Raw genomic sequence first — 18935 nt, 5'->3', positions numbered from 1 at the left:
AGACGAACGAAAAGAGGGCGCCCGGTGCCGGCACCGGACGCCCCTTGCTGCCGTTCCGCCTAGTCCTCGCTGGGGACGGCGGGCAGCTTCGCCTGGATGAGGTCCATGACCGTGCTGTCCGTCAGTGTGGTGACGTCACCGAGCTGACGGTTCTCGGCCACGTCCCGCAGCAGCCGGCGCATGATCTTGCCGGAGCGGGTCTTGGGCAGCTCGGCCACCGGCAGGATCCGCTTGGGCTTGGCGATCGGGCCGAGCGTGGCGCCCACGTGGTCGCGCAGCTCGCCGACGAGCGTCTCGGTCTCCGCGGCCGTACCGCGGAGGATGACGAACGCGACGATCGCCTGGCCGGTGGTCTCGTCGGTGGCACCGACGACGGCCGCCTCGGCGACCGACGGGTGGGAGACGAGCGCCGACTCCACCTCGGTGGTGGAGATGTTGTGCCCGGACACGAGCATCACGTCGTCCACCCGGCCCAGCAGCCAGATGTCGCCGTCGTCGTCCTTCTTCGCACCGTCACCGGCGAAGTACTTGCCCTCGAACCGCGACCAGTAGGTGTCGATGAACCGCTGGTCGTCGCCCCAGATGGTGCGCAGCATCGACGGCCAGGGCTCGGTGAGGACCAGGTAGCCACCGCCGCCGTCGGGCACCTCGTTCGCCTCGTCGTCGACGACGGTCGCGGAGATGCCGGGCAGGGGGGTCTGCGCGGAGCCGGGCTTGGCCTCGGTGACGCCGGGCAGCGGCGAGATCATCATCGCGCCGGTCTCGGTCTGCCACCAGGTGTCCACGACGGGCGTCCGGTCCGCGCCGATGTTCTTGCGGTACCAGATCCACGCCTCGGGGTTGATGGGCTCGCCCACCGAACCGAGGACGCGCAGGGAGGACAGGTCGAACTTGGCGGGGATGTCGTCGCCCCACTTCATGAACGTCCGGATCGCGGTCGGCGCGGTGTAGAGGATCGTGACCTTGTACTTCTGCACGATCTCCCAGAACCGGCCCTGGTGCGGGGTGTCCGGCGTTCCCTCGTACATGACCTGCGTCGCGCCGTTGGCCAGCGGGCCGTACACGATGTACGAGTGCCCGGTCACCCAGCCGACGTCGGCCGTGCACCAGTACACGTCCGTCTCCGGCTTGAGGTCGAAGACCGCCCAGTGGGTGTACGCCGTCTGGGTGAGGTAGCCGCCGGAGGTGTGCAGGATGCCCTTCGGCTTCCCCGTCGTGCCGGAGGTGTAGAGGATGAACAGCGGGTGTTCCGCCTCGAACGCCTGAGGGGTGTGCTCGGCGGACTGCCGCTCGACGAGCTCGTGCCACCACAGGTCCCGGCCCTCGGTCCATGCCACGTCCTGGCCGGTACGGCGCACCACCAGCACGTGCTCGACGTTGTCGACCTTGGAGATCGCCTCGTCCACGGCGGGCTTGAGCGCGGACGGCTTGCCGCGCCGGTACCCGCCGTCGGCGGTGATGACGACCTTGGCGTCCGCGTCCTGGATACGGGTCGCGAGCGCGTCCGCCGAGAAGCCGCCGAAGACCACCGAGTGCGCGGCGCCGATCCGGGCCGCGGCCAGCATCGCGATCGCCGTCTCGGGGATCATCGGCATGTAGATGGCGACCCGGTCGCCCTTGCCGACGCCCAGCTCCAGCAGGGCGTTGGCCGCCTTGGAGACCTCGTCCTTCAGCTCGGCGTAGGTGATCGAGCGGCTGTCGCCCGGCTCGCCCTCGAAGTGGATGGCGACACGGTCCCCGTGCCCTGCCTCCACATGCCGGTCCACGCAGTTGTAGGCGACGTTCAGCTCGCCGTCCTTGAACCACTTCGCGAACGGCGGGTTCGACCAGTCCAGCGTCTCGGTCGGTTCCTTGGCCCAGGTCAGCCGACGGGCCTGCTCGGCCCAGAAGCCGAGCCTGTCAGCCTTGGCCTGTGCGTACGCCTCCGCCGTGACGTTGGCGTGCGCGGCCAGGTCGGCGGGGGGCGCGAACCTGCGTTCTTCCTTGAGCAGGTTGGCCAGGCTCTCGTTGCTCACGACATCTCCCTCTCGCAGGGTGTCCGTTGTGTCCCAGGCCACAGCTCATCAGACGCGGGGGCTCGGTGACAAGGGCGGTTGGCAAAATTGGTTTAGACCTGTTGTTAAGTCCTTTTCCGGGGCCGCGCCGTGTGCCTCTCGCGCCGGACTGTGTGCCTCCCGTTCAGGTACCCCGTCCATGCCACTTCCCCGGACGTGCTCGAAGACGTCGTCTCCCTCCCTTTCGTTCCCCGCCAGCAAGTACGCCTGCGCCTCGCCCACGTGGAAGTACATCCCGTGCAGTTCCAGCCCGCCCCCGGCCAGCGCCCGGGCCACCGGGCCGTGCTCCCGCAGGTGCTCCAGCTGCTGGACCACGTTGATCAGGCACAGCTGTTCCACCGCGTCCGCCGGGGCCCGCCCGGCGAGCCGGGGCCAGGCACGGCGGTCCCCGGCCAACCGCGCCAGACTCGGCAGGCCGTGCCGCAGCCACCGGCGCGGCGGGGTGTCCCCGTCCTCGTCGGCCGCGGTCAGCAGCGCCTGCATCGCCCCGCATCCCGAGTGCCCGCACACGGTGACGGAGCGCACGCCGAGCACCTCCACCGCGTACTCGACGGCGGCCGCCACCGACTCGTCGCCGCGCTCCTCGCCCGGCATCGGCACCAGGTTGCCGATGTTGCGGACGACGAAGAGGTCGCCGGGGCCGCTGGCGGTGATCATCGACGTGACGAGCCGGGAGTCGGCACAGGTCAGGAAGAGCTGCGTGGGCCGCTGGCCCTCCCGGGCGAGCCGCGCCAGCTCCTCGCGCACCAGCGGCGCCGTGTGGCGCTGGAACGCCCCGATCCCGCGGACCAGTTCGCGCCCCGCCTTCCGTCCCGTCGGCGCGGCGACGATCTCCGGGAAGCAGGCCCGGTGATCGCGCCAGGGCGTCCAGGGCCGGCACCGGCACCCGGTGGACGGGGTCGGTCCGGTGGACGGGTGTTGCTCGGCCGTCGGGGTCGGACCGGTGGCCAGGGCTGACGCGTTGGGTAGGGGTGATCCGGTGGGCGGAGGTGGCCCGGTGGGCAGGGCCGACTCGATGGGCAGGTCTTGCCCGGTGGGCAGGCAGGGCCCGGTGGGCGTGGCCTGCTCGGCGGTCCGGATCCCGGCGCGTCGGCCCGACAGCTCGGCCGTACCGCCGCGCGCGGTGTGCGAGCTGCGCCAGTCCTGCAGTGACTCGTACGCCGCGTGGTCGATGAACGATCCGTCCAACTCCACGACGGCGTGGGCGCCTTGGGGTACGAGATGCAGGGACCGGCTGAGCCGGGGCACCGCGAGGAACGTCAACTGACCTCGGATTCTTACGTGATGGATTCCCTCCTTCTCTTCGTGGGTGATGCGGGTGCGGGCGAGGCGGTGCAGGGCGACGGCGACCGCCACGGCGACTCCCAGGAGCACGCCCTGCAGGACGCCGAGTAACACCACGCCGAGTGCGGCCGCGGCGTAGACCGGCACTTCGCGGTGGCGCGTCACCGTGCGGATGTGGTGCAGGGACACCATCTGGATACCGACGGCCATGACCAGGGCGGCGAGGGAGGCGAGCGGGATCTCCTCCAGGGCCGGGACCATCAGCAGCGCGGCGACTACTACGAGAACGCCGTGCAGCATCGTGGAGTTCCGGCTCACGGCACCTGAATTCACATTCGCGGTGCTGCGCACGGCCACCCCGGCGACCGGCAGTCCGCCGAGTGCCCCGGAGACGATGTTGGCGGCGCCCTGGCCCAGCAGCTCCCGGTCCAGGCCGGAGCGGCCGACGCGGGGGGCCGGGCCGGGCCGGGCCGCGACCAGCTTGTCCACGGCCACCGCGCCGAGCAGCGACTGCACGCTGCACACGAGGGTGGTGGTGAGCACGGCTGCGGCGAGGCCCAGCGCCGGACCCTCGGGCAGTCCGGCCACGGCGTGGCTGCGCCAGGACGGCAGATCGACGCGGGGCAGGGCCAGGCCGGTGAGGGACGCCGTGGCGGTGGCCCCGGCGACGGCGACGAGGGCGGCCGGCACGTGCCGGAGCATCCGGCCGGCCCGGCCGGGCAGGCGGGGCCAGGCCAGCAGCAGGGCGAGTGCCAGCACGCTCATCGAGACGGCGGCCGGATGCAGGTGGGCCAACTGGGCCGGCAACGCACGCAGGTTGGCGAGGACGGAGCTGTCGGGGCTGCCGCCGAGGACGATGTGCAGTTGGGCGACGGCGATGGTGATGCCGATCCCGGCGAGCATGCCGTGCACCACGGCCGGGCTGACCGCGAGCGCGCCGCGCGCCACCCGCAGGCAGCCGAGGGCGAGTTGGGCGAGTCCGGCGAGGACGGTGATGCCGCAGGTCGCCCGCCAGCCGTAGTGGTGGATCAGGTCGGCGGTGACCACGGTGAGTCCGGCAGCCGGGCCGCTGACCTGGAGCGGGCAGCCGCCGAGCCGGCCGGCGACGAGTCCGCCCACGGCAGCGGCGACGAGGCCGGCCTGGAGCGGAGCACCGGTGGCCAGGGCGATGCCGAGGGACAGGGGCAGGGCGATCAGGAAGACCGCGACGGACGCGGACAGGTCGGCGCCCGCCACGGCGAAGCGGGGCCGGCGGCCCGGCGCCGGGCCGTGCGGCGGGTGTGGGTGCTGGGTGTGCGGGGATGCGCAGGCTGACATGGTCCCGTCTCCTCGGGGCGGCGGGATGGAGCAACGCTTGGCAAAGGAACCGTAATGCCGCGTAAAGGTCATGCATAACTTTTCGTGGCAAATGGTTCAGTCGACCCCTCGCATGAGTGAACTAATCATTTGATCGGCTTGTCGTACTAATTCCTTCTCGGTCCCGTGCGACCTTGGCGGCGCTGTCGGTTCAAGCCCGGCGCACCACCAGAAAAGGGACCTCGTCAGCGTTTGCCAGGGAGAAGGAAGAAGGTGGGCAGAACATGGCCGCCACCCAGAGGATCGCCGTCGGCGCCATGGTCGCCGCGGCCTGTGCCGCGTCGCTCGCCGGTTGCGCGACCGGCTCCCACAATTCTCACGGTTCGAAGCCAGCTGCGCCCGGCCCGCAGAAGGGGGCTCCGGCGCCGGGCAGCGTGTTCCGGCCGATCGGCGACGGATCCACCGCGTACACCGGCTCGCAGCCGCATCTGCCCAGGCCCGAGCGTCTGAAGCCCGGTCAGAAGCCCCCGCAGTTCGTGGTGTTCTCCTGGGACGGCGCGGGCGAGGACAGCCAGAAGCTGTTCTCGCACTTCCGCGAGGTCGCCAAGGAGAACCATGCGACCATGACCTACTTCCTCAGTGGCGTGTACATGCTGCCGAAGGAGAAGCGCGACCTGTACCAGCCGCCGCAGCACGCGCCGGGCAGCTCCGACATCGGTTTCAACGATGAGAAGGGCATCGCCGACACCGTCAAACAGGCACGGCTGGCCTGGCTGGAGGGCAATGAGATCGGCACGCACTTCAACGGCCACTTCTGCGGGCCCGACGGCGGGGTCGGCACCTGGTCCGTGGACGAGTGGAAGAGCGAGATCGCCCAGGCCAAGCAGTTCGTGAAGACCTGGAAGACCAACAGCGGCATGAAGAAGTCGGCCCCGCTGCCCTTCGACTACGACAAGGAGCTGATCGGCGCCCGCACTCCCTGCCTGGAGGGCCAGAAGAACTTCATGAAGGCGGCCCGTGAGTTGGGCTTCCGCTATGACTCCAGCGGGGTCGACAACCAGGTCTGGCCCAAGAAGAAGCAGGGCCTGTGGGACCTGTCGATGCAGCTGGTGCCCTTCCCCGGCCACACCTATGAGCAGTTGACCATGGACTACAACTTCATGGTCAACCAGTCCGGCACCAAGACCCAGGGCGACCCGGACAAGTTCGACTACTGGGGCGACCAGATGCGCGACGGCCTGATCAAGGGCTTCTACCGGGCCTACGACGGCAACCGCGCCCCGCTGATCATCGGCAATCACTTCGAGTCCTGGAACGGCGGCACCTACATGCGCGCGGTCGAGGACACGGTGAGGAAGGTGTGCAACAAGCCCGACGTGCGCTGCGTCTCCTTCCATCAGCTGGTCGACTGGCTGGACGCCCAGGACCCGAAGACCCTGGAGAAGCTGCGCACCCTGGAGGTGGGCGAGGCGCCCCGGCAGGGCTGGGCGTCCTTCCTCTCCGGCCGCCCGGCCCCGGCGCCCAAGGGCGTGCCCGGGGCCCCGGCGGTCAAGCAGTAGGCGTCACGCGCAGGCCGTCGGTGCCGCCCGGAGCCGGAGGCGTCACACGGCGGTTGGGACCTCCGCGCCGAGGCTTTCACCGAGCACGAAGGCCGGGTCGACCTGGGCCGCCAGGTCGACCCCGGTGCGCTCGTTGCCCCACGCCTCCGCGTTCTTCAGGTGGAAGTGCACCATCTGGCGGGTGTAGCGGTCCCAGTCCCGCAGCTCGTAGGTGGCGTCGGCGGCGGCCCGCAGGGTGTGCAGGGCGCGGGTGTTGGCCTCCTCCAGCTGATCGAACCGGGGCGGCCGGCCCTTCTCCATGGCGCGCACCCAGTCCGAGCGCCCGACGGTCACCAGCAGGTCGTCGCCGACCTCCGCGCGCAGGAAGTCGATGTCGTCCTGCTCCTGGATCTTGTTGCCGACGACTTTCAGGGCGACGCCGAAGTCGCGGGCGTACTCCTTGTACTGGCGATAGACGGAGACCCCCTTCCGGGTCGGCTCGGCGACGAGGAACGTCATGTCGAAGCGGGTGAACATGCCGGAGGCGAAGGAGTCCGAACCGGCGGTCATGTCGACCACGACATACTCGTCGGGGCCGTCGACGAGGTGGTTCAGGAACAGCTCCACCGCTCCCGTCTTGGAGTGGTAGCAGGCGACCCCCAGGTCGGCGTCCGTGAAGGGGCCGGTGACCATCAAACGGACGGCGCCGCCGTCGAGTTCCACCGGCCGCGCACAGGCGTCGTAGACCGGATTCGGCTCCCGCACCCGGACCAGCCGTGAGCCCTCGCCGGGCGGGGTCGTTTTGATCATCGTGGCGGCGGAGGCGATGCGCGGGTTGCCGCCGCGCAGGTAGTCCTTGATCAGCGGCAGTCGTTCCCCCATGGCGGGCAGCGCGGCGGCCTCCGCCTCGTCGAGTCCGAGGGCGGGCCCGAGGTGCTGGTTGATGTCCGCGTCGATGGCGACCACCGGGGCGCCGGCGGCCACGAGGTGGCGGACGAAGAGGGAGGAGAGCGTGGTCTTGCCACTCCCGCCCTTCCCGACGAAAGCAATTTTCATGTTCACCAACGGTAGTCGGTTGATAGCTGTGCGTGTCATGCCGGAGTGAAGAAGACCACTCCTTCGAGGGGCCGGCCCCTGCGGTGCGTAGGGTCGTACTCATGAGTACGACAGGCGCGAACGCCGACCCGCTCGCGGCCCTGGGCTCGCTGCCCGGTGTCGCCGACTCCGTGGAATCCGTGCGCAAGGCCGTGGACCGGGTCTACGGACACCGGATCATGCGGCGCCGCAGCACCGAGATCACCTCCGAGGCGGCCCTGCGCGGCGCCCGCGGCTCCGCGGCACTGTCCGGGGCCGACTGGGCCCTGGAGGAGGTACGGCGGCGCACCGACTTCGGCGGCGACGCCGAGGCGCGCGTCATGGGCGCGGCCCTCAGGCTGTCGGCCGAGGCGGGACAGCTGCTCTCCATCTGGCGGCAGTCGCCCCTCAGGGTGCTGGCCCGGCTGCACCTGGTGGCCGCGGCGAGCAAGGGTGACGAGGTCGGCAGGCCGCGCCAGGCCGGCGAGACCGTGGACGAACCGCTGATCGAGCTGCCGCTGCCGGACGCGGCGGAGGTCTCCGGCCGGCTGGAGGGGCTCGCGGACCTGATCATCGCCGGGACGTCCGCACCCGCGCTGGTCACGGCCGCCGTCGTGCACGGCGAGCTGCTCGCGCTACGGCCCTTCGTGTCCCACAACGGCCTGGTCGCGCGCGCGGCCGAGCGGATCGTGCTGATCGGCAGCGGCCTGGACCCGAAGTCGATCTGTCCGGCCGAGGTCGGCCACGCCGAGCTGGGCCGCGCCTCCTATCTGGCGGCGCTGGAGGGATACGTCTCCGGCACCCCCGAGGGCATGGCGGCCTGGATCGCGCACTGCGGCAGGGCGATCGAACTGGGTGCGCGGGAGTCGACGGCGGTGTGCGAGGCGCTGCAGCGCGGCGCGGCCTGAGAAGGCGTCCCGGGGGCTTCCCCGGACATGAATGCGGCGGTACGAGTCTTCGTACCGCCGCTGGCATGTCCACCGGGTTACCAAGCGTCCTCGATATCTGCCCATCAGGTCGGGGACTTTGCCCGTCACCTGGTGCGGCTGGCCCGTAATCGACGGGTCGACGTCGCGTGGGTGCCCGTTGTCCATGCATGGTCCGTGGGGCCAACTGCGTAGTGGTAGGGGATCCTCTCGGATGTCCTTTGGTCTCGCGGGCCTAAGGTCTTTGTACCGCGGGCCCGCAGGAAGCGAAACCCCTGCCTCCGGTTCTTTACTTTTCGCTTCAAACGAGGCGTAAACGGACGCGGGCCGGGCGGTGTTCCGGCGTCAGCGGGGGCCTCAGGCGGTGCTGCGGCGCCGGCTGGCGTACCAGACGAGGCCGGCGGTCGCGGCCGCCGCTCCTACGGCCGCCGCCGCGACCAGTGCGGGACGGGGCGGCACGGGGAACGTGGTCAGTCTCTTCTTCAGTGGGACGGGTCGACGGAACTCCAGAACGGGCCATCCGCGTGCGAGGGCCTCGCGGCGCAGGGCGCGGTCCGGGTTCACCGCGTGCGGGTGCCCGACCGCCTGGAGCATGGGAAGATCCGTCGCCGAGTCGCTGTAGGCGTAGCAGCGCTCGAGGTCGTAGCCCTCGGACGCGGCCAGCTCCCGGATCGCCTCCGCCTTGGTCGGGCCGTAGGCGTAGTACTCCACCTCCCCGGTGAAGCAGCCGTCCTCGCCGACCACCATGCGGGTGGCCACCACCCGGTCCGCGCCGAGCAGTTCGCCGACGGGCTCGACCACCTCGGCGCCCGAGGTCGACACGATCACCACGTCCCGGCCGGCCGTGTGGTGCTCCTCGATGAGGGAGGCGGCCTCGTCGTAGATGATCGGATCGATCAGATCGTGCAGGGTCTCGGCCACGATCTCCCTCACCTGCTGCACGTTCCAGCCGCGGCACAGAGCGGACAGATACTCGCGCATGCGCTCCATCTGGTCGTGATCCAGGCCGCCGACGAGGAAGACGAACTGGGCATATGCGGTGCGCAGCGCGGCCCTGCGGTTGATCAGCCCGCCTTGGTAGAAGGACTTGCTGAAGGTGAGCGTGCTCGACTTCGCAATGACCGTCTTGTCCAGATCAAAGAAGGCTGCTGCGCGGGGCAAGGAGTGGTTTTCCACGCCCCAGAGCATAGGCGCCCACCATTCGGCGTAAGGTGGGGCGCGTGGGTTTGCCTGAGAGGGCTCTCGGGTACACCATGGAAGTCACGGATCGTTCGCGACCGTGCTAACCCGGTCCGACTCCTCCCCCCCCGAGTCGGCCGTGGGGACGACCCCCGCTCTCCCCCCCGGCGGGGGTCGTCGCATGTCCGGGCGGTTTTCTCCCTCCTTCCCCCTTTTTTCGTGCGACCGCAGGCAGGCGCGATGCCGCCGCGGCCGCCGCTTCGGCGCGCCCATGATCCGTTACTCGGGGTAATCGTCGCGCTGCTCTGTGGAAGTCGCACAGGGGTCGGTACACGGGTCACCGGTATGGGTGACGGTGATATTCACAGTCCGGGAGTTGTCCACAGTTTTCGACCAAGATCCACATGATTTCGCGGATCGCTGCACCGTGATTCCAGCGCGCTCGGCCGCGGCGAGTTCATGGCCGGTTCCGATTGCCGCAGCGCCTATGGCCGGTTTCTGTCGGCCGTTCATATGGGGGGCCGCTTGACGGTTCTTCACACCTTTGGGAATCGCGTGGCCGCAGGGGCTGCGCGGCCCACGCAGCGAAGGGGGAACACCCGTGACCGCAGCCGTCACCCACGACCCGCCGCCCGGCTCCCCGGACCGGCCGGGCAGGCCGCTCATCGTCACCGAGGACGCCGAACTCCTGGACGACCTGCTGCGCCTGTGCGCGGCCGCCGGCGCCACACCCGAGGTCCACCACGGCGTCCCCGAACACGGCGACGGCTGGGAGGCGGCCCCGCTGGTACTGGTCGGCGACGACGCCGCCCGCCGGGTCGGCGGCGCCACGCGCCGGCGCGGAGTGGTGCTGGTCAGCCGTGACCAGGACGACCCGGGGGTGTGGCAACGCGCCGTCGAGATCGGCGCCGACCACGTCCTGATGCTCCCCGACGGCGAGCAGTGGCTGGTCGACCGGATCGCCGACGTCGTCGAGGGAGTCGGCCGCCCGGCCCTCACCGTCGGGGTGATCGGCGGCCGGGGCGGGGCCGGCGCCTCCACGCTCGCGTGCGCGCTCGCCGTCACCTCCGCGCGCGAGGGACTGCGCACCCTCCTCGTGGACGCCGATCCGCTCGGTGGCGGACTCGACGTACTCCTCGGTGGCGAGAGCGCCGACGGACTGCGCTGGCCCGCCTTCGCCGCCTCCCGTGGCCGGGTCGGCGGCGGCGCCCTGGAGGAGTCGCTGCCCGAACTGCACTCCCTGCGGGTGCTGAGCTGGGACCGCGGGGACTGCGTCGCCGTCCCGCCGCAGGCGGTGCGCGCGGTGCTCGCCGCCGCCCGCCGACGCGGCGGCACGGTCGTGGTGGACCTGCCCCGCCGTCTCGACGACGGGGTCGCCGAAGTCCTCGCCCAGCTCGACCTGGCACTGCTCGTCGTCCCCGCCGAACTGCGCGCGGTCGCCGCCGCCGGGCGGGTCGCCTCCGCCGTCGGCATGGTCGTGCGCGACCTGCGCGTGGCGGTACGCGGGCCGTACGCACCCGGCCTGGACGACCAGGAGGTGGCCCGGTTGCTCCGCCTGCCGCTGGCCGGCGAGGTGCCGGTCGACCCGCCGCTGCTGCGGCCGCCGGGCGGTGCGAAACCGCCCGGCGCGACCGGTCGTGGCCCGCTCGCCCGTTTCTGCGTGAACTTCTGGGAGCGCGCGCTGGTCGAGGCCGGAGGCACCCGATGACCTTCCCCGGACTCGACCGCGCGGACGGCGCCACGCTGCTCGACGGCGTCCGGCGCCGGCTGGCCGAGAGCGGCGCCGAACCCACCCCCGCGCGTGTGGCCCAGGCCCTGCGCGAGCAGGGCCGGGTGCTCGGCGACGCCGAAGTGCTCGGCACCGCCCGGCAGCTCAGGTCCGAACTCGTCGGCACCGGCCCCCTGGAGCCGCTCCTCGCCCACCCGGACGTCACCGACGTCCTGGTGTCCGCCCCCGACCGGGTGTGGGTGGACCGCGGCGGCGGCCTGGAGCTGACCCCTGTGACCTTCCCCGACGCGGCGGCCGTACGACGCCTCGCGCAGCGGCTGGCCGCCGTGGCCGGACGCCGGCTGGACGACGCCCGGCCGTGGGCGGACGCCCGGCTGCCCGACGGCACCCGGCTGCACGCCGTACTGCCCCCGGTCGCCGTCGGCTGCACCTGCCTGGCCCTCAGGGTCGTACGGCCCCGGGCGTTCACGCTGGAGGAACTGGTCGAGGCGGGCACGGTGCCGCCCGGCGGCGACCGGATCCTGCGGGCTCTGCTCGCGGCCCGGCTGTCCTTCCTCGTCAGCGGCGGCACCGGAAGCGGCAAGACGACCCTGCTGAGCGCCCTGCTGGGGCTGGTCGGGGCGGGTGAGCGGATCGTGCTCGCCGAGGACTCCGCCGAACTGCGCCCGGACCACCCGCACGTCGTGCGGCTGGAGACCCGGCCCGCCAACCAGGAAGGCGCGGGCCTGGTCACCCTCGAGGACCTCGTCCGGCAGGCCTTGCGGATGCGGCCCGACCGGCTGGTCGTCGGAGAGGTACGCGGACCCGAGGTCGTGCATCTGCTCGCCGCCCTCAACACGGGCCATGAGGGCGGCTCGTGCACGATCCACGCCAACGCCGCCGGAGACGTCCCGGCCCGCCTGGAGGCGCTGGCCACGGCCGCCGGACTGGACCGGGCCGCGCTGCACAGCCAGCTCGCGGCCGCGCTCTCCGTGGTCGTGCACCTCGTACGGGACCGGTCCGGGCGGCGCCGGATCGCCGAGGTGCACGTGCTGGAACGGGACGCCACGGGTTTGGTCCGGACGGTACCGGCCCTGCGCTGGGGTGAGAGCGCCTTCGTACGGGAGCGCGGCTGGGAGCGGCTGGAGCGGCTCCTGGACACCGGAGCGGACTGGGAACCGAGGGAAAGGGGTGCGGGAAGTGATCGGTGAGACGTCCATGGGTGCGGCGCTGATCTGTCTCGGCGCGCTGGTCTGGCTGCTGAGCGGGCGGCACTACGGGATGCGGCGGGCGCGGCTGCTGCTCGCGGGCGGCGGAGTGGTGACGACGGGCCCGCCCTCCTGGGACCAGGCCCTCGCGGAACTTCGGCGGCTCCGTGGCCGGTTGGGGGCCGAGTGGTGGGCACTCGCGGCCGGCCTGCTGCTCGGGCTGCTGGGGACCTCGGTGATCCCGGTCGTCGCGGGAGCGGCCGGAGTGCCGGTGCTGCGCCGGGTGCGGCAGGCCGGGCAGGCCCGGCGGGCCCGGGAGCGGCGGGCGGACGCGGTGATCGCCCTGTGCGGGGCCCTCGCCGGGGAGGCGCGCGCCGGCCGACAGCCGGGCGAGGCGCTGCTGCGGGCGGCGCGGGACTCCGGCGGGCTCGGCGAGGCGCAGGCCGCCGTGGTCGCGGCGGCGCGGTTCGGCGGAGACGTGCCGGGCGCGCTGACCGTGGCGGCCCGGCAGCCGGGCGCCGAGGGCCTGCTCGGGCTGGCCGCGTGCTGGCGGGTGGCCGTGGACCAGGGGGCCGGGCTCGCGGCGGGCCTGGACCGGCTGGACGCGGCCCTGCGCGCCGAGCGGGACCAGCGCGCCGACCTGCGTGCCCAGCTGGCAGGCGCCCGCGCGACCACGGTGCTGCTCGCCGCGCTCCCCGCCCTCGGCCTGCTCCTCGGCGCGGCCATGGGCGCGGCCCCGCTCCACGTCCTGCTCCACACGGGCGCAGGTCTCGGTTGCCTGGCGATCGGCTCCGCCTTCGAAGCGGCCGGGATGTGGTGGGCCGTGCGGATCGTGCGGGGAGCGGGGGCGGTGTGAGCGTGGAAGTCGTCCACAGCATGGGGACGGTCGGAGGCGTTGTGCTGGCCCTCGGCTGGGCTGTTCGGCGGTTGGACCTGGTCCGGAGGCGACGTCGGGCACGGCGGCGGGCGGTCGAGCTGCTCGGTCCGCAAGTCCCGGTGCCCAGGAGGCGGTTCGCGTCGGCGGGCGCGGTACGGCGGTGGCTGCCGTTGGCCGGCGCGGTGTGCGGTGCCTGGATCCTGGTCGGTGGGGCGACCGGGGCCGTGCTGGGGCTGGGTGCCGGGGTCGTGCTGCGGTGGTGGCGCAGCCGGGAGTTGGCCGCGGGCCAGGAGGGACCGGTCGACGCGGCCGCCGCCACACGCCAACTCCCGCTGGCCGCCGACCTGCTGGCCGCCTGCGTCGCGGCCGGCGCCGGACCGGTGATCGCCGCACAGGCGGTCGGCGAGGCGCTCGACGGGCCGGTCGGACGGGCGCTGGCGCGGGGCGCGGCCGAGGTACGCCTCGGCGGTGAACCGGCGGTGGCCTGGCGGCGGTTGGCAGAGCTGCCCGACGCCGCACCGCTGGCGCGGCTGCTGGAGCGGGCCGACGAGTCCGGGCTTCCGGCGGCCGGTCCGGCCGCCCGCCTCGCCGCCGACGCACGCGCGCAGTGGGCCCGCGCCGCGACGGCCCGGGCCCGGCGCGCGGCCGTACTGATCTCCGCACCCGTGGGCCTGTGCTTCCTGCCCGCCTTCATCGCGGTCGGTGTGCTGCCCGTAGTGATCGGACTCGCGGGCGGCGTGATGGGAGGCAGGTGAGGCGTACGAGAGCGAACGAGAGCGAACGGGCCCAGGCGACGGGCGAGCCGAGTAGTCGCGGAGAACCACAAAGACCATGAATCCCACGGGGGTTGGAATGCGCAGGAAGATCAAGGAAGCGGCGGCACTGGTACGGCTGCGGGGGAAGGGCCGCAGGGACGCCGGAATGGTGACGTCCGAGTACGCGATGGGGATCATCGCGGCCGTCGGGTTCGCCTTGCTGCTCTACGAGGTCGTCACCAGCGGCCAGGTCCGGGCGGAGCTGCAGGACATCGTGAAGAAGGCCCTCAGTGCGCGGATGTGAGCGAGAGGCGGACCGAGGGTTCGTGACCGCGGAGGCGGCCGTGGTGCTGTGCGTGCTGGTGGCGTTCACGATGGCGCTGGTCTGGGGGCTGCTCGTGGTGGCCGCACAGATCCAGTGCGTGGACGCCGCCCGCATCGGCGCCCGGGCCGCCGCCCGTGAGGACCCGGTCGACGCGGTGGTGACGGTGACCCGGGAGGCCGCGCCGCGCGGCGCCCGGGTGACGGTCGGGCGCGAGGGCGATCAGGTACGGGTGACGGTGGTGGCCAGACCGCCGGTGCTGAGCGGGCTGCCGTTCGAGGTGCGGGAACAGGCCGTCGCGCCTTCCGAGGAGACCACACCGGCCGGGGAGACCGCGGCGACCGGGGAGGCGGAGCCGTGAGGGGAGGTGGGGCGAGGCGTCGGCGGCAGTCCGACCGGGGGTCCGCCACCGTGTGGAGCCTGGGGGCGATGGCCGTGCTGTGCGCGGTGTTCGGCGGCGTGCTCGCGCTGGGGCAGGCCGTCGTCGTCCGGCACCGGGCGGCCGGCGGCGCGGACCTGGCGGCACTCGCGGCGGCGGCCCACTGGGAGGAGGGCGCCGCGGCGGCCTGTGCCCGGGCCGAGCGGGTGGCGGCGGCGCAGGGCGTACGGCTGGTGCGGTGCGTGATCGTCGGCGAGACCTCGGACGTGACGGCGGCCTCGGGGAGGGGGCCGTTCGCGGCGGAGGTCAGGGCCAGAGCCGGGCCCGCGGGACCGGTACCGGATGGACCGGTACCGGATGGACCCGTCCCGGATGGATCAGTGCCGGGCGGATCCGTGCAGGGGGCGTCGGCGTCGGCGGCCCCCGCGCCGGGAGCTCCCGCGCGGGGAGGACGCGCGGGAAGCCGCCCCTGTGCCGGGCCGACCAGTACGGGATGCCTCCGTGCCGGGAGGACCGCCCCCGGACCCCCCGCGCCGTAAGCCCCCGTGCCGGCCCCCATGTCACGAGCCCCGTGCCGGAAGCACCCGTGCCGCGCATGATCAAGCGCGCGGCGCCTGCTCCGGGGCCGGGTCCTCGGGCGGCCGTGCCACCGGGGCCGGCTTCCCCGGCGGCGCCTCCCTCGGCCCTTGCCCTGGCTCTTCCCCCGGCTTTTCCTCCGGTGCCCCGCGCAACAGCACCGTGAGGAGCCGCACCGCGCCCCTCTTGTGCAGCGGGTCGTTGCCGTTGCCGCACTTGGGGGACTGGATGCAGGACGGGCAGCCGGCGTCGCACTCGCAGGAGGCGATGGCCTCGCGGGTGGCGGCGAGCCAGGTGCGGGCGGTGTGGAAGGCACGCTCGGCGAAGCCCGCGCCGCCGGGGTGGCCGTCGTACACGAAGACCGTCGGCAGCAGGGTGTCCGGGTGCAGCGGGACCGAGACGCCGCCGATGTCCCAGCGGTCGCAGGTCGCGAAGAGCGGGAGCAGGCCGATGGAGGCGTGTTCGGCGGCGTGAAGGGAGCCGCCGAGGATCTCCGGGATGATCCGGGCCTCGTCGAGCTGGTCGTCGGTGACCGTCCACCACACCGCGCGGGTGCGCAGCGTACGAGGAGGGAGGTCGAGCTTGGTCTCACCGAGCACTTCACCGGTGATGAGGCGTCTGCGGAGGTAGGAGACGACCTGGTTGGTGACCTCGACCGAGCCGTAGCAGAGACGGCCGGCGCCCCAGGGGATCTCGGTGTCGGTCTCCAGGATGGCGATGGAGGTGGTGTCGCGGGCGACCGTGGAGTACGGCGGCTCGGCCTGCTCGACCAGGGCGACCGAGTCCTCCAGGTCCAGGTGACGGACCAGGTAGGTACGGCCCTGATGGAGGTGGACCGCGCCCTCGTGGACCGTGGAGTGCGCGGCGCCCGCGTCGACCGTGCCGAGCAGGCGGCCGGTGCCGGACTCGACGACCTGCACCGGGCGCCCGCCCGCGCCGCGGATGTCGGTCAGGTCGGCGGCCCGCTCGCGGCGCGTCCAGTGCCAGGCCTTCGTCCGCCGGCGGAGCAGCTTCGCGGCCTCCAGCTGCGGCAGCACGTCCGGGCAGGCGGGGCCGAAGAGGTCCAGGTCCTCCTCGGTCAGCGGGAGTTCCGCCGCGGCGGCGCACAGGTGGGGGGCGAGGACGTAGGGGTTGTCGGGGTCCAGGACCGTGGATTCGACCGGTTGGTCGAACAGGGCCTCGGGGTGGTGGACCAGGAAGGTGTCCAGCGGGTCGTCGCGGGCCACGAGGACCGCGAGGGCGCCCTGTCCGGATCGGCCCGCGCGGCCCGCCTGCTGCCACAGGGAGGCGCGCGTGCCCGGATATCCGGCGATCACCACCGCGTCCAGGCCGGAGACGTCCACGCCCAGTTCCAGGGCCGTCGTGGCGGCGAGGCCGAGGAGTTCGCCGGAGTGCAGGGCGCGTTCCAGGGCGCGGCGCTCCTCGGGGAGGTAGCCGCCGCGGTAGGCCGCGACACGCCGGACCAGGGCGCGGTCGACCTCGGCCAGCTTCTCCTGGGCGATCACCGAGATCAGCTCGGCGCCGCGCCGGGACCGTACGAAGGCGACCGAACGCACGCCCTGCACGGTCAGGTCGGTCAGCAGGTCGGCGGTCTCGGCGGTGGCCGTCCGCCGTACGGGGGCACCCCGCTCGCCGTGCAGCTCGGTGAGTGGGGGCTCCCACAGGGCGAAGACCAGCTCCCCGCGCGGGGAGGCGTCGTCGGCGATCTCGGTCACCGGCAGGCCGGTCAGCCGACGGGCGGCGACGGCGGGCTCGGCGGCGGTCGCCGAGGCCAGCAGGAAGACGGGCGAGGCGCCGTAGCGGGCGCACAGCCGACGCAGTCGGCGCAGTACCTGGGCGACGTGCGAGCCGAAGACGCCCCGGTAGGTGTGGCACTCGTCGATGACGACGTACTTGAGGGACTTCAGGAAGGAGGACCAGCGGGGGTGGGAGGGGAGTATCCCGCGGTGCAGCATGTCGGGGTTGGTGAGGACGTAGTTGGCGTACTGGCGGATCCACTCGCGCTCCTCGAACGGGGTGTCGCCGTCGTACACGGCCGGGCGCACCGAGGTGCCGAGCGGTTGTGAAAGTTCCTTCACCGACCGGCACTGATCCGCCGCGAGCGCCTTGGTGGGCGCGAGGTAGAGCGCGGTGGCCCCTCGGCCGTTCGGAGCCTCGGCGCCGTCCATAAGGGTGGACAACACGGGCACCAGATAGGCGAGGGACTTGCCGGAGGCGGTGCCGGTGGCGACGACCACCGAATCGCCGTCCAGGGCGTGCTCGGCGGCCAGCGCCTGGTGCGCCCAGGGGTGTTCGATGCCGCACGCCTGGACGGCCGCGATCACCTCGGAGCGGATTCGGTCAGGCCAGACGGCATGGCGGCCCGCGCGCGGGGGCAAGTGCTCCGTATGAGTGATGCGCGCAGACCGGCTCGGCCCCGAGGCGAGCCGGCCCAGGACCGCGCCCGGAGACGGGCGGGACGCCGGGTCCGCCGGGGATCGATCGGATCGGAGATTCTTGGCCATCGGCACCGAGTGTGTCACTGGCGTGACGGACAATGGAGCCAAGGCGTCGTGCACGCCTGCCGGTAAGTGATTGAATGCCATCGCGGCTGGCGATGCGTCCCTGGGGCCGCAAGCCGAGGTGTCCTTTTGGGGCGACCGCTCGATAGCAAGGTGCTGGAGGATCCGTGGACCTGTCCCTGTCGACCCGTACCGTCGGCGATCGTACGGTCGTCGAGGTCGGTGGCGAAATCGATGTATACACCGCGCCCAAGCTGCGCGAGCAGCTGGTCGAGCTGGTGAACGACGGGAATTTCCACCTCGTCGTCGACATGGAGGGCGTGGATTTCCTCGACTCCACCGGGCTCGGCGTGCTGGTAGGCGGCCTGAAGCGAGTGCGTGCCCACGAGGGCTCGCTGCGCCTGGTGTGCAACCAGGAGCGCATTCTCAAGATCTTCCGTATCACCGGCCTCACCAAGGTGTTCCCGATCCACACCTCGGTCGAGGAAGCGGTGGCGGCCACCGACTGACTCTGGACCGGTCACCGGCGCCGGGCTCCCCTCGGAGCCCGGACGTCGGCCGGTCACGTCCGGCCTGCCGCGTTCCGGGCCGGTGCGTCGGCCGGTTCCGCCCCCGGGCCCTGAAGCGGCCCGGGGCACAGAAGCACAGCAGGGGGTGCGGGCTCTCGGCGGCCCCGCCCCCGACCGCACGCCCGTAGTCGCGAGGGGGATGCATGGCCACCGTCGAACTCCGCTTCAGCGCGCTGCCCGAGCACGTCCGGACCGCCCGACTGGTGGCGGCCGCGGTGGCACGCAGGGCCGGAGTGGACGAGGCCGTCCTCGACGAGGTCCGGCTCGCCGTCGGCGAGGCCTGCTCCCGTGCCGTCGGACTGCACCAGAACAGCGGCATCAGCGCGCCCGTGAAGGTGGCGCTGATCGAAGAGGAGAAACAGTTCTCCATCGAGGTCGGCGACGAGGCGCCGCACGCCGTCCCGGGCGACACGCCCGGCGCCGCGCAGGACGGCGAGGCGGAGGTCGAGGAGGACGAGATGGGCCTCGCGGTCATCAGCGGCCTCGTCGACGACGTCCAGGTCACCACAGGGCACGACGGCGGCCTGATCCGCATGACCTGGCCGGCCACGCCGCCGGCCACGCCGTCGGCCACGGCACTGGTCTGATCGTCGCCGTACTCCACTTCACGAGGGCCCTGCCGAGCAGGGCCCTCCGTGTTTTTCCAGCACGAACGTGCGCTCACCCGAATTCGTGAAGAAATTCACGAT

Annotated in this window: 15 protein-coding genes and 1 pseudogene; 11 read left to right on the top strand and 5 right to left on the bottom strand. The window is 72.5% G+C overall.

Annotated elements, in window-relative coordinates; genetic code table 11:
• Nucleotides 1–59 precede the first annotated feature (59 nt).
• Together acs and ACFYZB_RS40260 are read right to left on the bottom strand one after the other, a co-directional pair.
• The gene (gene acs, locus ACFYZB_RS40265; RefSeq protein ID WP_388766898.1) at nt 60–2015 is read right to left on the bottom strand and encodes an acetate--CoA ligase; all 1956 of its coding nucleotides are present in this window, start codon (nt 2013–2015) and stop codon (nt 60–62) included.
• Nucleotides 2016–2063: 48 nt separating this feature from the next.
• The gene (locus tag ACFYZB_RS40260) at nt 2064–4655 is read right to left on the bottom strand and encodes a SulP family inorganic anion transporter (RefSeq protein ID WP_388766897.1); all 2592 of its coding nucleotides are present in this window, start codon (nt 4653–4655) and stop codon (nt 2064–2066) included.
• Nucleotides 4656–4918: 263 nt separating this feature from the next.
• Here ACFYZB_RS40260 and ACFYZB_RS40255 point away from each other — a divergent pair, with 263 nt between their 5' ends.
• Nucleotides 4919–6193, top strand: coding sequence for a hypothetical protein (locus ACFYZB_RS40255; RefSeq protein WP_388766895.1), 1275 nt, complete (start codon nt 4919–4921; stop codon nt 6191–6193).
• A 42-nt stretch (nt 6194–6235) separates the two neighbouring features.
• Here ACFYZB_RS40255 and ACFYZB_RS40250 read toward each other — a convergent pair whose 3' ends face one another.
• On the bottom strand, nt 6236–7228 hold the full coding sequence (locus tag ACFYZB_RS40250) for an ATP-binding protein (protein ID WP_388766893.1): 993 nt from the start codon (nt 7226–7228) through the stop codon (nt 6236–6238).
• Between the two features lie 101 nt (nt 7229–7329).
• Here ACFYZB_RS40250 and ACFYZB_RS40245 point away from each other — a divergent pair, with 101 nt between their 5' ends.
• Nucleotides 7330–8154, top strand: coding sequence for an oxidoreductase (locus ACFYZB_RS40245; protein WP_388766890.1), 825 nt, complete (start codon nt 7330–7332; stop codon nt 8152–8154).
• 375 nt (nt 8155–8529) lie between these two features.
• On the opposite strand, the gene ACFYZB_RS40240 is transcribed toward ACFYZB_RS40245, so the two are convergent.
• Entirely contained in the window at nt 8530–9360 is an 831-nt protein-coding gene (locus ACFYZB_RS40240) for an HAD family hydrolase (protein WP_388766888.1), read from the bottom strand.
• Between the two features lie 592 nt (nt 9361–9952).
• On the opposite strand from ACFYZB_RS40240, the gene ssd reads away from it, so the two are divergent.
• The 7 genes and pseudogenes from ssd to ACFYZB_RS40205 form a co-directional block, all read left to right on the top strand.
• Entirely contained in the window at nt 9953–11059 is a 1107-nt protein-coding gene (ssd, locus tag ACFYZB_RS40235; protein ID WP_351210312.1) for a septum site-determining protein Ssd, read from the top strand.
• The gene (locus ACFYZB_RS40230; RefSeq protein WP_388766886.1) at nt 11056–12270 is read left to right on the top strand and encodes a TadA family conjugal transfer-associated ATPase; all 1215 of its coding nucleotides are present in this window, start codon (nt 11056–11058) and stop codon (nt 12268–12270) included. Before ssd ends, ACFYZB_RS40230 begins: the two co-directional genes overlap by 4 nt.
• 7 nt (nt 12271–12277) lie before the next feature.
• The gene (locus ACFYZB_RS40225) at nt 12278–13123 is read left to right on the top strand and encodes a type II secretion system F family protein (RefSeq protein ID WP_388766935.1); all 846 of its coding nucleotides are present in this window, start codon (nt 12278–12280) and stop codon (nt 13121–13123) included.
• Complete coding sequence (locus ACFYZB_RS40220; RefSeq protein ID WP_388766883.1) at nt 13120–13899, top strand: type II secretion system F family protein; 780 nt, start codon at nt 13120–13122, stop codon at nt 13897–13899. Before ACFYZB_RS40225 ends, ACFYZB_RS40220 begins: the two co-directional genes overlap by 4 nt.
• Before the next feature lie 97 nt (nt 13900–13996).
• On the top strand, nt 13997–14203 hold the full coding sequence (locus ACFYZB_RS40215) for a DUF4244 domain-containing protein (RefSeq protein WP_388766881.1): 207 nt from the start codon (nt 13997–13999) through the stop codon (nt 14201–14203).
• Between the two features lie 22 nt (nt 14204–14225).
• Nucleotides 14226–14582, top strand: a complete 357-nt coding sequence (locus tag ACFYZB_RS40210; protein WP_388766879.1) for a TadE family type IV pilus minor pilin — start codon at nt 14226–14228, stop codon at nt 14580–14582.
• Nucleotides 14579–14956: pseudogene (locus tag ACFYZB_RS40205) on the top strand (Rv3654c family TadE-like protein); the annotation flags it as partial. The gene ACFYZB_RS40210 and the pseudogene ACFYZB_RS40205, both read left to right, overlap by 4 nt.
• 243 nt (nt 14957–15199) lie before the next feature.
• Here ACFYZB_RS40205 and ACFYZB_RS40200 read toward each other — a convergent pair.
• Complete coding sequence (locus ACFYZB_RS40200) at nt 15200–17761, bottom strand: DEAD/DEAH box helicase (protein WP_388766878.1); 2562 nt, start codon at nt 17759–17761, stop codon at nt 15200–15202.
• Between the two features lie 83 nt (nt 17762–17844).
• Here ACFYZB_RS40200 and bldG point away from each other — a divergent pair, with 83 nt between their 5' ends.
• Both bldG and ACFYZB_RS40190 read left to right on the top strand, forming a co-directional pair.
• Complete coding sequence (gene bldG, locus ACFYZB_RS40195) at nt 17845–18186, top strand: anti-sigma factor antagonist BldG (protein WP_010986038.1); 342 nt, start codon at nt 17845–17847, stop codon at nt 18184–18186.
• Nucleotides 18187–18389: 203 nt separating this feature from the next.
• The gene (locus tag ACFYZB_RS40190) at nt 18390–18833 is read left to right on the top strand and encodes an ATP-binding protein (RefSeq protein WP_388766876.1); all 444 of its coding nucleotides are present in this window, start codon (nt 18390–18392) and stop codon (nt 18831–18833) included.
• Nucleotides 18834–18935 lie beyond the last annotated feature (102 nt).

The sequence above is a fragment of the Streptomyces sp. NPDC001852 genome, from assembly GCF_042891825.1.
Classification (GTDB): Bacteria; Actinomycetota; Actinomycetes; order Streptomycetales; family Streptomycetaceae; genus Streptomyces.
Note: the sequence above shows the minus strand (reverse complement) of the source record. Positions and strands in the feature narration are given on the sequence as shown.

Bases quoted from the DNA above. Each gene is read 5' to 3' on its own strand.
- ACFYZB_RS40200 (WP_388766878.1), bottom strand. From the start codon at position 17,761: ATGGCATTCAATCACTTACCGGCAGGCGTGCACGACGCCTTGGCTCCA.
- ACFYZB_RS40215 (WP_388766881.1), top strand. From the start codon at position 13,997: ATGCGCAGGAAGATCAAGGAAGCGGCGGCACTGGTACGGCTGCGGGGG.
- ACFYZB_RS40225 (WP_388766935.1), top strand. From the start codon at position 12,278: ATGGGTGCGGCGCTGATCTGTCTCGGCGCGCTGGTCTGGCTGCTGAGC.
- ACFYZB_RS40255 (WP_388766895.1), top strand. From the start codon at position 4,919: ATGGCCGCCACCCAGAGGATCGCCGTCGGCGCCATGGTCGCCGCGGCC.
- ACFYZB_RS40250 (WP_388766893.1), bottom strand. From the start codon at position 7,228: ATGAAAATTGCTTTCGTCGGGAAGGGCGGGAGTGGCAAGACCACGCTC.
- ACFYZB_RS40230 (WP_388766886.1), top strand. From the start codon at position 11,056: ATGACCTTCCCCGGACTCGACCGCGCGGACGGCGCCACGCTGCTCGAC.
- ACFYZB_RS40240 (WP_388766888.1), bottom strand. From the start codon at position 9,360: ATGCTCTGGGGCGTGGAAAACCACTCCTTGCCCCGCGCAGCAGCCTTC.
- ACFYZB_RS40190 (WP_388766876.1), top strand. From the start codon at position 18,390: ATGGCCACCGTCGAACTCCGCTTCAGCGCGCTGCCCGAGCACGTCCGG.
- ACFYZB_RS40260 (WP_388766897.1), bottom strand. From the start codon at position 4,655: ATGTCAGCCTGCGCATCCCCGCACACCCAGCACCCACACCCGCCGCAC.
- ACFYZB_RS40245 (WP_388766890.1), top strand. From the start codon at position 7,330: ATGAGTACGACAGGCGCGAACGCCGACCCGCTCGCGGCCCTGGGCTCG.